Here is a 15,538-nt window from a genome sequence, read left to right as displayed (position 1 = left end):
TTTCGTCCGCTCAAACTTTTCCTTAGCCATCGGCTATAACTCCTATTAAGTCTTTAGTAGAGGGCTGTTAAGCCAGTTTCGCAACCACTTCGTCAGCAACTGCCTTAGGCACCTGCTCGTAGTGATCAAAGACCATTGAATATTGTGCACGACCCTGGCTCATAGAGCGCAGGTTGTTTACGTAACCAAACATGTTTGCCAAAGGCACCATTGCATTGATCACCTGAGCATTACCGCGTGCATCCATGCCCTGAACCTGACCGCGACGGCTGTTCAGATCACCGATGATATCACCCATGTATTCGTCAGGTGTAACAACTTCTACCTTCATGACAGGTTCTAGAAGAACGGAACCGCCCTTCGGAATACCTTCACGGAATGCTGCTTTTGCAGCGATCTCAAAGGCAAGCACAGAAGAATCGACATCGTGGCTAGCACCGTCAATCAGTGTAGCTTTGTAGTCGATCATCGGGAAGCCCGCAACAACACCGGCGTCGTTAGACTGTTCAAGGCCTTTTTCAACACCAGGGATGTATTCACGAGGAACAGAACCACCCACAATCTTGCTTTCGAACTCAAACCCTGAGCCTGGCTCCAAAGGTTCGAATTCAATTTTGATACGCGCGAACTGACCAGAACCACCGGACTGCTTTTTGTGCGTGTAATCAATTTCACACTTGCGTGTGATTGTTTCACGATAAGCAACCTGAGGCGCACCAACGTTCGCATCAACTTTAAATTCGCGACGCATACGGTCAACAAGGATATCAAGGTGAAGCTCACCCATACCTTTGATGACAGTCTGACCGCTTTCAGTATCAGAAGATACACGGAAAGAAGGATCTTCCTGAGCCAAACGGTTCAGAGCAATACCCATTTTTTCCTGGTCAGCTTTTGTCTTAGGTTCAACAGCAACCTCGATAACAGGCTCTGGGAATTCCATACGCTCAAGAATAATTGGCTTGAGGTTATCACAGAGAGTATCACCAGTTGTTGTATCTTTAAGACCAGCGATAGCAACGATGTCACCAGCACGCGCCTGCTTAACATCTTCACGGCTGTTTGCATGCATCTGAAGCATACGTCCGATACGCTCGCGCTTACCCTTAACAGAGTTCGTGATCTGTGTACCAGTCTCAAGAACACCAGAGTAAACACGTACGAAAGTCAAAGACCCAACGAATGGGTCAGTCATGATCTTGAAAGCAAGACCAGAAGCTGGCGCATCATCAGAAGTTGGACGAGTATCTTCTGCTTCCGTATCAGGGTGAACACCCTGAACGTCATCGATATCTAGCGGAGAAGGCATGAAATCGATGACAGCATCAAGCAAAGGTTGAACACCTTTGTTCTTAAATGCAGTACCGTTCAAAACAGGAACGAAAGACAGGTTCATAGTACCAGCACGGATACAACGCTTCAGCGTGTCCATATCTGGCTCTTCACCTTCAAGATATGCTTCCATAACGGCTTCGTCTTGCTCAACAGCAAGTTCGATAAGCTTTTCACGATATTCGTTAGCTTTATCGACGAGATCCGCAGGAATATCTTCTTCGTCGTAGTTTGCGCCCATGCTTTCGTCGTTCCAGACGATCGCCTTCATTTTCAGAAGATCGACAACGCCCTTGTACTCAGCTTCTGCACCAATTGGAATTTGCAGAACGAGAGGAACAGCATTTAGACGCTTAACCATCATATCGACGCAGCGATAGAAATCAGCACCAGTACGGTCCATCTTGTTGACGAAACACATACGTGGAACACTGTATTTATCAGCCTGGCGCCAAACAGTTTCAGATTGAGGCTCAACACCAGCAACCGAATCAAAGACAGCTACAGCACCATCGAGAACACGCAAGGAACGCTCAACTTCAATTGTGAAGTCAACGTGGCCCGGTGTATCAATGATGTTGATACGGTGATCATTCCAGAAACAGGTTGTCGCAGCAGACGTAATAGTAATACCACGCTCCTGCTCCTGTTCCATCCAGTCCATAGTCGCATTACCGTCGTGCACTTCACCAATTTTGTGAGACACGCCAGTATAAAACAAAATACGTTCTGTAGTAGTAGTTTTACCAGCATCAATGTGTGCCATGATACCGATATTGCGATACCGCTCAAGCGGGGTCGTACGTGACATAACGATGACCTTTTTAAATTACCAACGGTAGTGTGAAAAGGCTTTGTTAGCCTCAGCCATTTTATGCGTGTCTTCACGCTTCTTGACAGCAGCACCGCGGTTATTTGCAGCATCCATCAATTCATTGGCCAGGCGATCGACCATTGTGTTTTCAGAACGTTTACGCGCAGCACCAATCAACCAGCGAATGGCGAGGGCTTGGGCACGTGTAGAGCGAACTTCAACTGGCACCTGGTAAGTTGCACCACCAACACGGCGAGAGCGAACTTCGAGGTCCGGACGAACATTACCTAGTGCTTCATGAAACACAGAAACTGTATCTTCTGTGTTGTTACGCTCACTGATGCGATCAAGCGCACCGTAAACGATTTTTTCAGCAACTGCTTTTTTACCGTCAAGCATCAGGCAGTTCATAAATTTACTTAGCGTGACATCCCCAAACTTTGGATCTGGTAGGATTTCACGCTTCTCAGCTCTATGGCGACGAGACATGGTAGATCCTTTGCCTTATTTCGGACGCTTCGCGCCGTATTTGGAACGACGTTGGCGACGATCTTTGACACCCTGGGTATCCAGAGTACCACGAATTACATGATAACGAACACCAGGCAAATCCTTCACACGACCACCGCGAATCATCACGACAGAGTGCTCTTGAAGGTTATGACCTTCACCTGGAATGTAGCTAGTAACTTCAAACCCGTTCGTCAGGCGCACACGTGCAACTTTACGAAGAGCAGAGTTAGGTTTTTTCGGCGTCGTGGTATAAACACGAGTACATACGCCACGTTTCTGTGGGCATGCTTCTAGAGCCGGTACTTTGTTTCGTGAAACCGGTGCTTTACGCGGCTTACGAATCAATTGGTTAATTGTAGGCATCAGGCAATCCTTAAAGCCAATATTACAATACTAATTGTCACGCGTGCGGAATAAGTACGTCCGCGGACATCTCAATCCAGTGTAACAGTTAGAAAACGTGGGTTTTCGAGTCCACAGCCCATGCCTGACGGCAGGAGATGACTTCCCGAAAGTGGGCGCATACTATTGTTGCGTCCCTCACCCGTCAAGCCTTGCAAGCAATTTTTGACGGTTCCACCAAAATCTTTAACCAGAAACGCAGTTTCCTGCGCTTCTGGCCAAGATTAACTTTTCTGCCCAACAGAGTAATTTCTTACTCAGCAGGAGTCTGTTCACCTGGGAGGCTAGAGTCGATAGCCTCAATCGCTGCGGCATCCTGAGAAGCTGCAATGATCTGATCCTGTTCTTCAGCAAGTTTCTTAACCCGCTTCATCACAGCACCAGTACCCGCAGGTATCAGGCGACCAACAATAACGTTTTCTTTCAAGCCGATCAGCGTATCCATTTTACCATGGGTCGCAGCTTCGGTCAGAACGCGTGTTGTTTCCTGGAACGAAGCAGCGGAAATAAAGGAACGTGTCTGCAAGCTGGCTTTCGTAATCCCCTGAAGGATCGGACGGCCAGTCGCTACGCGACCACCTTCTTTAATTGCTTTTTCGTTTTCTTCAACAAACTCTTCGCGATCCGCAGTTTCTCCAACCAGGAAGGTTGTGTCACCGCCATCAAGAATCTCAATTTTCTGCAACATCTGGCGAATGATCACTTCGATATGCTTATCGTTAATCTTCACACCTTGCAGACGGTAAACACTTTGGATCTCGTTGATAAGGTAATCAGCCAAGGCCTCAACCCCAAGAACATCCAGAATGTCATGTAGTACCAAGCTACCATCCATAAGCAGATCACCAACTTCAACGAGGTCACCCTCTTGAACAGCCAGATGTCTGCCTTTTGGCAGCAGGTATTCACGTGGTTCGATGCTCTCATCTTCTGAACGAACAACGATACGACGCTTGGCCTTGTAATCCTTACCAAACTCAACGCGGCCTGCGATTTCGGAAATAACGGCGAAATCTTTTGGCTTACGCGCTTCGAAAAGCTCAGCAACACGCGGCAAACCACCGGTAATGTCACGCGTTTTCGATCCTTCACGTGGAATACGTGCAAGAACATCACCAGCCTTGATCTCAGCACCTGGCTCAACAGAAAGGATCGCGCCGACAGACATGAAATAACGTGCTTCCATATCATTATCGAGCAGAATAACCTCGCCGTTTTCGTCACGCAGAGTAATACGTGGCTTCAGATCAGCGCCTTTAGATGCTGTTTTCCATTCCACAACCTCGCGGTTGGAAATACCCGTTGTTTCATCAACAACTTCGCGCATGGAAACACCGTCAACCAAGTCAACGAAATTGGCAATACCTTCTCTTTCAGAGATGATCGGGGTCGTATATGGATCCCACTCTGCCAATTTCTGACCTTTTTTACAGCTCATGCCTTCATCAACAAGCAACTTGGCACCATACTGCAAACGATGACGCGCACGTTCACGGTTATTTTCATCACGGATAATCAATTCCTGACTACGGCCCATAACAATTGGCACGCCTTCGGAATTGATAACCACGTTACGGTTTTTAATATGAACAGTACCATCAAGCGATGCTTCGATAGATGACTGTTCTGAACCACCCTGCGCCGCACCACCAATGTGGAAGGTACGCATTGTCAACTGTGTACCCGGCTCACCGATGGACTGTGCAGCAATAACACCAACAGCTTCACCGGAATAAACCTTGGTACCACGAGACAGGTCACGACCGTAACACTGGGCACAGACACCGTTTTTGGACTCACACATCAGCGGGGAGCGAACGAGAACAGAATCCAGACCAGATCTGTCGATTTCGTCCAGATGTTCCTCGGAAATGATTTGTCCGGCAGGAACAATGACCTCTTTGGTTAGCGGGCTAACCATGTCTTCCAGTGTTGTACGCCCAAGCAGACGCTCACTCAACGAAGCGATAACCTCACCACCGTCAATAACAGCAGAGATGTTCATACCGGTCTCTGTGCCACAGTCTTCTTCTGTGATAATCGCATCCTGTGCGACATCCACAAGACGACGTGTCAGATAACCGGAGTTCGCCGTTTTAAGCGCTGTATCCGCAAGACCTTTACGTGCACCGTGTGTAGAGTTGAAGTACTCAAGAACGGTCAGGCCTTCTTTAAAGTTTGAAATAATCGGCGTCTCAATAATAGAGCCATCCGGTTTCGCCATCAAACCACGCATACCCGCTAGCTGCTTAATCTGAGCCGCAGAACCACGCGCACCAGAGTGAGCCATCATGTATACAGAGTTAACTTTGTCGCCTTTGCCAGATCCGATAACTTCCATCATCTCATCGGCAACACGGTCAGAACACTGCGCCCAGATATCAACAACCTTGTTGTACTTCTCACCACGGGTAATCAGACCATCAAGATACTGCTGTTCGAACTCTTTAACCTGAGCCTGAGCTTCTTCAATCAACGCTTCTTTAGCAGCCGGGATCTGCATATCGTCTTTACCGAACGAGATACCAGCTTTACACGCATGACTGAAACCAAGTTTCATGATCTGGTCACAGAAAATCACAGTCTCTTTCTGACCACAGTGACGATAAACCATATCAATCACTTCGGATACTTCACGCTTTGGAAGCAAGCGGTTCAGCATAGAGAACGGCAACTTAGGATGACGCGGATAAAGCTCGGCAAGCTTCATACGACCCGCTGTCGTTTCGACCAGAGTTGACGTCGGGTTACCCTCTGCATCAACAGAATGGTAACGCGCTTTGATTTTGGTGTGCAGTGTGATCACTTTGTTGTTCAGCGCGTGATCAATCTCAGCCATATCACCAAAGGCCATACCTTCACCGGCATCACCTTCGTTCATCATGGATAGATAGTAGATACCAAGAACAATATCCTGTGACGGAACAATAATCGGTTTACCGTTCGCAGGGGACAAAATGTTGTTGGTTGACATCATCAGGACACGGGCTTCCAGCTGCGCTTCCAGAGAAAGCGGCACGTGAACAGCCATTTGGTCACCGTCAAAGTCAGCGTTAAACGCCGTACAGACCAATGGGTGAAGCTGGATCGCCTTACCTTCGATCAATGTTGGCTCAAACGCCTGGATACCAAGTCTGTGAAGTGTCGGTGCACGGTTAAGCATTACCGGGTGCTCACGGATAACTTCTTCCAGAATATCCCAAACTTCCGGACGGGCTTTCTCAACCATACGCTTCGCAGCCTTAATGGTTGTTGCCAGACCGTAGAGTTCAAGCTTGGAGTAGATAAACGGCTTGAAGAGCTCAAGCGCCATTTTCTTTGGCAAGCCACACTGATGCAGTTTCAATTCCGGACCAACCACGATAACCGAACGACCGGAATAGTCGACACGTTTACCAAGAAGGTTCTGACGGAAACGACCCTGCTTACCTTTCAGCATGTCTGAAAGAGATTTCAGAGGACGCTTGTTGGCACCCGTAATCACACGGCCACGACGACCATTGTCAAACAGAGCATCAACAGATTCCTGAAGCATACGTTTTTCGTTACGTACGATGATATCAGGCGCACGCAATTCGATCAGACGCTTCAAACGGTTATTACGGTTAATAACGCGGCGATATAGATCGTTAAGATCTGATGTCGCAAAACGACCACCATCCAAAGGAACAAGCGGACGAAGCTCTGGCGGGATCACAGGAACAACATCCAGGATCATCCACTCTGGACGTGAACCTGATTCCAGGAAAGCTTCTACAATTTTAAGACGCTTAACAAGCTTCTTACGCTTTGCTTCAGAGTTGGTATCGCGAAGTTCCTGACGGATGTCGTCTTTCTCTTCTTCAAGATCCAGATTGCTCAGGATATCCTTGATCGCTTCAGCACCGATTTTCGCAGTGAAAGCATCATCACCGTATTCGTCCTGTGCATCCATGAACTCTTCTTCAGAAAGCAGCTGATGCTGTTTCATCGGAGTCAATCCAGGCTCAACAACAACGAAGTTCTCAAAATAGAGAATACGCTCCAGATCCTTCAGCGGCATATCAACCAGAAGACCAATACGGCTAGGAAGGGATTTCAGGAACCAGATATGTGCAACAGGGCTCGCCAGTTCAATGTGGCCCATGCGCTCGCGACGTACCTTGGAAAGCGTAACTTCAACACCACACTTTTCACAGATAATACCACGATATTTCATACGCTTGTATTTACCACACAAGCATTCGTAATCTTTAATAGGACCAAAAATTCGCGCACAGAAAAGACCGTCGCGCTCTGGTTTAAAAGTACGATAGTTGATGGTTTCTGGCTTTTTGATTTCGCCAAACGACCATGAACGGATCCGCTCAGGGCTCGCAATAGAGATCCTGATCTGATCGAACGTTGCTGGCCCAGAAGTTTGGCCGAAGATATTCATCAACTCATTGGACATCGGTGTCTCCCGACAAAATTTTATTCACTAAATCTTTAACGTCAATTACAGGGGCCCGAAGGCCCCTGTTATCAAGCATCACTTTGTGTCAATTCCACATTCAGACCAAGAGAACGAAGCTCTTTGACCAAAACGTTAAAGGACTCAGGAATACCTGCTTCGAAGTTCTCGTCACCCTTGACGATTGCTTCGTAAACTTTGGTACGTCCGGACACGTCATCAGATTTAACTGTCAACATTTCCTGCAAGGTATAGGCAGCACCGTAAGCTTCGAGTGCCCAAACCTCCATCTCACCGAAACGCTGTCCACCAAACTGAGCTTTACCACCCAATGGCTGCTGCGTAACAAGAGAGTAAGGACCGATAGAACGCGCATGGATCTTGTCGTCAACAAGGTGGTGTAGTTTCAACATATAGATATAACCAACGGTTACACTACGGTCGAACTGTTCACCTGTACGACCATCGATGAGACGAACCTGACCGGAGCTATCAAGCCCGGCTTTTTCGAGCATCTCAACGACGTCTTTTTCCTTGGCACCATCGAATACAGGGGTCGCAATCGGAACACCGTTACGTAGGTTGTAACCCAGTTCGTCAAGCTCATCGGTATTCATATCTATGATGTCGTCGTTATAGTCTTTTTCACCATAAACATCGAGCAACTTAGATTTAAGGTTATCGTAATCACCTGTACGACGTGCATCCACAGCCATATCACCAATCTGGTGACCCAGACCACGACATGCCCAACCCAAGTGAGTTTCAAGGATCTGACCAACGTTCATACGTGATGGAACACCAAGCGGGTTCAATACGATATCAACAGGTGTGCCATCTTCGGTATAAGGCATATCTTCCACAGGCATAATGCGAGAGATAACACCTTTGTTTCCGTGACGACCAGCCATCTTATCACCAGGCTGCAACTTACGCTTCACAGCAACAAAGACTTTAACCATCTTCATTACGCCAGGAAGCAGTTCATCACCACGCTGTAGCTTCTGAACCTTGTCATCAAAGCGTTTTGTCAGCTCGTCAATAGACTCTTCGAACTGCTTGTTAAGCGCTTCGATTTCAGTCTGGGCAGCATCGTCTTCAACAGCGATCTGGCGCCATTGACCAGGTGTGAAGTCAGCAAGAAGAGCTTCGTCAACCTTAACACCGGTAGACATGCCCTTTGGACCGCTAACAACAACATTGCCAAGAACGAATTCTTTCAGACGGTCATAGAAGGAACGTTCCAGAATACCGCGCTCATCATCACGGTCTTTTGCGAGATGTTCGATTTCCAGACGCTCAATAGCAAGTTCACGCTCATCTTTCTCAACACCACGGCGAGAGAAGACGCGAACGTCAACAACAGTACCAACACCCCCAGGAGGAACACGAAGAGATGTATCGCGAACGTCAGAAGCTTTCTCACCAAAGATCGCACGAAGAAGTTTTTCTTCCGGCGTCATTGGGGATTCACCTTTTGGTGTCACCTTACCAACAAGGATGTCACCCGGCTGAACTTCGGCACCGATGTAAACCATACCGGCTTCATCAAGGTTGCGAAGAGCATCTTCACCAACGTTTGGAATATCACGTGTAATCTCTTCCTGACCAAGCTTGGTATCACGTGCCATTACTTCATAAGCTTCGATATGAATTGAAGTAAAGACATCGTCGCGTACGATACGCTCAGAGATCAGAATTGAATCCTCGTAGTTGTAACCATTCCAAGGCATAAATGCCACAAGAACGTTACGACCAAGAGCCAACTCGCCAAGATCGGTAGAAGGACCATCAGCCATGATGTCACCGCGGGAAACGCGGTCACCAACCTTCACCAATGGGCGTTGGTTAATACACGTACCCTGGTTTGAACGCTGGAACTTCGACAGATTGTAAATGTCAACCGCGCCCTCACCCGTGGACATATCATCACGAACACGAACAACGATACGCGTTGCATCTACCTGGTCAACAACACCACCACGGCGTGCTGAAATAGATACACCGGAATCCTGGGCAACACGTGGCTCCATACCTGTTCCAACGAACGGTGCTTCTGCTTTAAGCAGCGGAACCGCCTGACGTTGCATGTTCGAGCCCATAAGAGCACGGTTCGCATCATCGTTTTCAAGGAACGGGATCAACGCAGCAGCAACAGAAACCAGCTGTTTCGGCGAAACATCAATCAGGTTGATATCTTCGCTACGTGAAATAAAGTAATCACCACTCTTACGGCAAGAAACCAGTTCTTCCACAAAAGTATTGTCTTCATTCAGTGCCGCATTTGCTTCCGCAATTGTGTAACGACCTTCTTCGATCGCGCTGAGGTAAACAACCTCGTCAGTGACGACACCGTCAACAACCTTGCGATACGGGCTCTCGATAAAGCCGTATGGGTTTACACGCGCGAAAGTCGCCAGAGAGTTGATCAAACCAATGTTTGGCCCCTCAGGTGTCTCAATCGGGCAAATACGTCCGTAGTGCGTTGCGTGAACGTCACGAACCTCAAAGCCAGCACGCTCACGGGTAAGACCGCCAGGGCCCAACGCAGAAACACGACGCTTGTGCGTAATTTCTGACAGCGGGTTTGTCTGGTCCATAAACTGTGAAAGCTGGGAAGATCCAAAGAATTCACGGATCGCAGCAGCAACAGGTTTTGCGTTGATCAGGTCGTGCGGCATAACCGTATCGATCTCAACAGAGCTCATACGCTCTTTGATCGCGCGTTCCATACGTAGAAGACCTACGCGGAACTGGTTTTCCATCAACTCACCAACAGAACGAACACGACGGTTACCAAGGTGATCGATATCATCAATCTCACCTTTACCATCTTTCAATTCACAGAGAATCTTGACGATCTCCAGAATATCTTCGCGGCGCAGTGTACGCAGCTGATCATCGGTCTCGAAGTCGAGACGTGCGTTCATTTTCACACGACCAACAGAAGAAAGATCATAACGCTCTGAATCAAAGAACAGACCGTTGAACATTTTTTCGGCAGCTTCAAGGGTTGGCGGCTCACCAGGACGCATCACACGGTAGATGTCCAAAAGCGCATCTTCACGTGTTGCATTCTTATCCGCAGCAAGTGTGTTGCGGATGTATGGACCAACCTTCACATTATCAATGCCAAGAACTTCAATCTCGGTAAGGCCAGTGCCTGCAAGTTCTTCCAGAAGCTCTTCGGTGATTTCTTCACCTGCTTCACAGATAACTTCGCCAGTAGACGCATTGATATGATCGTTCGCGATGTAAGATCCGAAAAGATCATCACCAGGAACAAAGATGTCCGTCAGACCACCATCAACAAGCTTACGGATTTGACGCGGTGTCAGTTTGGTGCCTGCTTCCGCAGCCACATCACCTGTTTTCGCATCAACAAGATCGTTGTTAAGCTTGACACCCTTCAAAGCTTCAGCATCAAAAGGACGCTTCCAGCCGTTTCCGGATTTTTCGTAAGTCACAGTGTCATAGAAGAAATTCAACAAATCTTCTGGTGACATTCCCTGTGCTTCTTCAGGTGCGAGTACTTCGTTTGCGTCTTCGAGCTCAGCGCGACGTGCAGCAGTCTCTGCATTATCAAGCGCGAGCAATAGCGTAGTCGCGGGAAGCTTACGGCGGCGATCGATACGAACATAGACAAGGTCTTTCGCATCGAATTCAAGGTCAAGCCAAGAACCACGGTAAGGAATAACGCGAGCAGCAAACAGGAATTTACCTGATGAATGGGTTTTGCCACGATCATGGTCAAAGAATACACCGGGGCTACGGTGCATCTGAGAAACGATTACACGTTCTGTACCATTAACAACAAAGGTACCGTAACGTGTCATCATCGGCAGATCACCCATGTAAACATCTTGTTCTTTGATGTCACGGATTGATCTTGCGCCGGTATCTTCGTCTACGTCCCAAACCACCAGTCTCAAAGTAACTTTGAGAGGTGCAGCATAGGTAATGCCACGTTGTTGGCATTCTTCTACGTCAAACTTAGGTTGTTCCAGCTCGTAACGCAGAAACTGCAGTTCAGACTTTTCAGCAAAATCCTTGATCGAGAAAATCGATTCAAATACTTCTTGAAGTCCGGTAGTTTTGCGCTCAGCAGCAGGAACGCCTACCTGTAGGAACTGATCGTAAGATGCCTTCTGGACTTCAATCAAATTAGGCATAGTGCTCACTTCCGTGATACGCCCGAAGTCCTTGCGAATGCGCTTGCGACCCGTAAACGATCTCGCCATGTCAGTAACGTCCTCGTCCCATTGGGTGTTGACGAAAGGGAGGATCCCCAACGCCAATAAATTTCTAAACAATCGCCGGCTAGTCTGTTCGTGTTAACCCGAACAATTCAGCCAGCTTCAGGATAGTTTTACGCCCTACCCCTGAAAGGCGCAGAAAACCGGCGCGACACACAGCTTGCGCTGTGTACCGGCCGGGTTTTCTATAACTGGTAGTGACGCGAGAGCCAATATTACTTGACTTCTACAGTTGCGCCAGCTGCTTCCAGTTTACCTTTGATGTCTTCAGCTTCCGCTTTATCAACACCTTCTTTGATCGCTTTAGGAGCAGATTCAACTAGCTCTTTAGCTTCTTTCAGACCGAGGCCTGTGATGCCACGAACTTCTTTAATCACGTTGATTTTCTTATCACCAACAGAAGCCAGAACAACATCGAACTCAGTTTTTTCAGCAGCAGCACCGCCAGCATCACCACCGCCAGCAGCAGCAGCAACAGCTACAGGAGCAGCGGCAGAAACGCCCCAGTGCTCTTCCAGCTTTTTGGAAAGTTCAGCAGCTTCAAGAACTGTCAGTTTAGACAGTTCATCAACCAATTTATCAAGATCAGCCATAATAATTCATATCCTCTAAAGGCTTGAACAGAGAAAATTTAACAAAACCGTTAAGCAGCTTCGCCTTGAGACCCGTAGGCACCAAATACGCGTGCTAGCTGACCAGCCGGAGCTTGCGTAACACCTGCAACTTTTGTAGCAGGCGCCTGCAATAGGCCAACCAGTTTGCCGCGCAATTCGTCGAGTGAAGGCAGGTTAGCAAGAGCCTTAACGCCATCAGCATCAAGGATTGTGTCACCCATCGCACCACCGACAATAGTCAGCTTCTCGTTCTTCTTGGCGAACTCGACGCAGACTTTAGCCGCAGCAATCGGGTCAACAGATGTCGTAACAGCTGTAGGACCAGAAAACAGTGGCTTCAGTGCCTCAAATTTCGTGCCGTCAAGAGCAATCTTCGCCAGCCGGTTTTTCGCAACTTTGTAGCTTGCGCCGTTACCTCTTGCGTCTGAACGCAATTCGGAAACTTCTGAAACTGTCAGACCAGATTGCTGAGTAACAACAACCAGGCCGGAGTCGTCGAAGACTTCCTTAAGGAAAGCGACGAGCTGTTCTTTCTGTGTACGATCCACGGTAGCTCCGCTCGTTTTTGATCTAATTCATATGAACTCGGCCAAATGAATTCAGATCGATTTGCACGAGAACCCCTCATCACTAGAAGGATTCGGTTCGCCTGTCCTGGAAGTTCAAGCCTTACACAACCGGAGGACCCGGCGTGCTATAACTCGCTTCCCGTCTATGTAGGCCCCACAAGGACTTAAGTTCTGCCGAAGCACAACACCCACAGTCTCGGACAGGTCGCAACAGAATTAAAAATCCTGCTGCAGGAACAGCGGAAGAACGAATTCTTCCGCTGAGTGATGCCCTAATACACTAAAAATTTCTCTACGTACAGAGATTACTCTGCAGAAAGTGAAGAAACTTCCAGTTTAACGCCTGGACCCATTGTAGATGAGATCGCAACACGCTTTACATATGTACCTTTTGCGCCAGTTGGCTTCGCTTTGTTGATCGCGGCAACAAACGCGCGAACGTTGTCAACCAGCTGATCTTCACCAAAGCTCAATTTACCGATACCAGCGTGAACAATACCGGCTTTCTCAGCACGGAATTCAACCTGACCGGATTTAGCAGCTTCAACAGCACCCTTCACATCAGGGGTAACAGTTCCAAGCTTCGGATTTGGCATAAGACCACGAGGACCAAGAACCTTACCAAGACGACCAACGATAGCCATCATGTCAGGAGTCGCAATCACGCGATCAAAATCCATTTCGCCGCCCTGGATCTTTTCCATAAGATCTTCAGCACCAACGATTTCAGCACCAGCTGCTTTTGCTTCTTCAGCTTTTGCATCACGTGCAAAAACGGCAACACGAACTGATTTACCTGTACCATGCGGCAATGGAACAACACCACGAACGTTCTGGTCAGCATGACGCGGGTCAACACCCAGGTTCATTGCAATTTCCAGAGTTTCATCGAATTTTGTTTTTGCGTTAGCTTTGATGTGCTTTACAGCTTCACCAAGATCATAATGCTTTTCGCGGTCAAGACCTTCATAGGCGCTTGTAATACGCTTACCTTTTTTCGCCATGATCTTATCCCTTCACTTCCAAGCCCATGGAACGCGCTGTGCCCATAATAATGTGGCTAGCAGCATCCAGATCGTTTGCGTTCAGATCGACAAGTTTAGTCTGAGCAATTTCACGAACCTGATCCATTGTTACAGAACCAACATAACCCTTACCGGTTTCAGAAGAACCCTTAGCAAGGCCAGCAGCTTTTTTCAGATAGTAGCTGGCTGGTGGCGTTTTTGTAACGAATGTGAAAGAGCGGTCACTGTAGGCAGTAATGATAACAGGAACAGGAGTGTTTTTCTCCATGTCGCCCGTTGCAGCATTAAATGCCTTACAGAATTCCATGATATTAAGACCACGCTGACCAAGCGCAGGACCCACAGGCGGTGATGGATTAGCAGCACCAGCAGGGATCTCAAGCTTGATGTAGCCTTCGATTTTCTTTGCCATTGATTTACCCTCATTTAGTTTGGGTGCGCGGTATGGCTATGGCGGGCCCACCGCACTAAGAGCAACCACACATGTGGCCACTTAACGAAAAACGTGAAACGATTTTATTGCTTCTCGACCTGATCGTATTCCAGCTCAACCGGGGTTGAACGACCAAAAATAGAGACAGCAACTTTGAGACGGGCTTTCTCCTCGTCAACCTCTTCAACAACACCGTTGAACGAAGCAAACGGACCATCGCTAACACGAATGGTTTCACCGACCTCAAATGTAACAGATGGACGCGGACGATCGACACCCTCTTGGACCTGCTGCAGCATTGCTTGCGCTTCCCGCTCGGATATCGGTAAAGGACGCCCCTTCCCACCAAGAAAACCTGTAACTTTTGGCGTATCTTTCACCAAGTGCCAGCTCTCATCCGTCAGGTCCATCTTGACCATCACATAACCGGGAAAGAACTTACGCTCAGCATTAATACGTTGACCGCGGCGCATCTCGACTACTTCCTCAGTAGGAACCAGCACCTCTTCAAAACGGTCTTCCATACCTTTTTTAGCAGCCTGCTCACGAATAGATTCAGCTACCTTCTTTTCAAATCCGGAATAGACATGGATTACATACCAACGTGCAGCCATGATTTTATCCTCCCAGACCTAAAACAAGTTTCACACCCTGATTAAGAACCAAGTCGACGAGAAAGAAGAACGTCGCCGTCAAAGTAACCATCACGAATACCATACCAGTGGTAACGAGTGTCTCTTTACGGGTTGGCCAGGTAACTTTACTCAGTTCCTGACGGAATTCCTTCATGAGCTGACCGGGGTTGGTCTTTGCCATTCTCAAACGCCTTTGACTTAATGCTCTTTCAGAGCGGATCGATACAAACTTATTTAGTTATACACCGTTTATTTACAAGAAATAAGACCTGGTGCCTACTATGCCAAAACCCAGCACACGCTGGGTTCTAAGTGGCAGGAGAGGAGGGACTCGAACCCACAACCCCCGGTTTTGGAGACCGGTGCTCTACCAATTGAGCTACTCTCCTACATTTTGCCGTTGTATCCAAGTGAATCGGAGAAGATCAACTTGGCGACGGGGCGTTCTAGCAGGACGCCCCGTCCCTATCAACGTTTTTTTATTTTATTTTGAGATGCTTGAAACGACACCAG

General features: G+C 48.0%; 11 protein-coding genes and 1 tRNA gene. All 12 read right to left on the bottom strand.

Translation table 11 applies throughout. The features are described from left to right. Nucleotides 1–67: 67 nt before the first annotated feature. Nucleotides 68–2,143 (bottom strand): elongation factor G, encoded by a 2,076-nt coding sequence (gene fusA, locus WH95_RS19690; RefSeq protein WP_046510131.1) that lies wholly within the window; start codon nucleotides 2,141–2,143, stop codon nucleotides 68–70. 18 nt (nucleotides 2,144–2,161) lie between these two features. Continuing rightward, entirely contained in the window at nucleotides 2,162–2,635 is a 474-nt protein-coding gene (rpsG, locus tag WH95_RS19685; RefSeq protein ID WP_046510130.1) for a 30S ribosomal protein S7, read from the bottom strand. A 15-nt stretch (nucleotides 2,636–2,650) separates the two neighbouring features. Continuing rightward, nucleotides 2,651–3,022: a 30S ribosomal protein S12 gene (gene rpsL, locus WH95_RS19680; protein WP_046510129.1), complete on the bottom strand. Its 372-nt coding sequence runs from the start codon at nucleotides 3,020–3,022 to the stop codon at nucleotides 2,651–2,653. 292 nt (nucleotides 3,023–3,314) lie between these two features. Further along, on the bottom strand, nucleotides 3,315–7,493 hold the full coding sequence (gene rpoC / locus WH95_RS19675; RefSeq protein ID WP_046510128.1) for a DNA-directed RNA polymerase subunit beta': 4,179 nt from the start codon (nucleotides 7,491–7,493) through the stop codon (nucleotides 3,315–3,317). 71 nt (nucleotides 7,494–7,564) lie between these two features. Then, a complete protein-coding gene (gene rpoB, locus WH95_RS19670) occupies nucleotides 7,565–11,734 on the bottom strand; it encodes a DNA-directed RNA polymerase subunit beta (protein ID WP_046510127.1) in 4,170 nt (1,389 codons plus the stop codon). 230 nt (nucleotides 11,735–11,964) lie between these two features. Further along, nucleotides 11,965–12,342: a 50S ribosomal protein L7/L12 gene (gene rplL / locus WH95_RS19665; RefSeq protein WP_046510126.1), complete on the bottom strand. Its 378-nt coding sequence runs from the start codon at nucleotides 12,340–12,342 to the stop codon at nucleotides 11,965–11,967. 50 nt (nucleotides 12,343–12,392) lie between these two features. Then, nucleotides 12,393–12,911: a 50S ribosomal protein L10 gene (rplJ, locus tag WH95_RS19660; protein WP_046510125.1), complete on the bottom strand. Its 519-nt coding sequence runs from the start codon at nucleotides 12,909–12,911 to the stop codon at nucleotides 12,393–12,395. Nucleotides 12,912–13,237: 326 nt separating this feature from the next. Then, nucleotides 13,238–13,936, bottom strand: a complete 699-nt coding sequence (rplA, locus tag WH95_RS19655; RefSeq protein ID WP_046510124.1) for a 50S ribosomal protein L1 — start codon at nucleotides 13,934–13,936, stop codon at nucleotides 13,238–13,240. 4 nt (nucleotides 13,937–13,940) lie between these two features. Then, nucleotides 13,941–14,369: a 50S ribosomal protein L11 gene (gene rplK, locus WH95_RS19650; RefSeq protein WP_046510123.1), complete on the bottom strand. Its 429-nt coding sequence runs from the start codon at nucleotides 14,367–14,369 to the stop codon at nucleotides 13,941–13,943. A 104-nt stretch (nucleotides 14,370–14,473) separates the two neighbouring features. Beyond that, on the bottom strand, nucleotides 14,474–15,004 hold the full coding sequence (gene nusG / locus WH95_RS19645; RefSeq protein ID WP_046510122.1) for a transcription termination/antitermination protein NusG: 531 nt from the start codon (nucleotides 15,002–15,004) through the stop codon (nucleotides 14,474–14,476). Nucleotides 15,005–15,008: 4 nt separating this feature from the next. Then, nucleotides 15,009–15,206: a preprotein translocase subunit SecE gene (gene secE / locus WH95_RS19640; protein ID WP_046510121.1), complete on the bottom strand. Its 198-nt coding sequence runs from the start codon at nucleotides 15,204–15,206 to the stop codon at nucleotides 15,009–15,011. A gap of 132 nt (nucleotides 15,207–15,338) precedes the next feature. Then, nucleotides 15,339–15,414, bottom strand: a tRNA-Trp gene (locus tag WH95_RS19635). Between the last annotated feature and the right edge of the window lie 124 nt (nucleotides 15,415–15,538).

The sequence above is a fragment of the Kiloniella litopenaei genome (genome assembly GCF_000982415.1).
GTDB lineage: Bacteria > Pseudomonadota > Alphaproteobacteria > Kiloniellales > Kiloniellaceae > Kiloniella > Kiloniella litopenaei.
The sequence above is the reverse complement of the archived record's forward strand: the minus strand, read 5'-3'. Positions and strand labels throughout refer to the sequence as shown.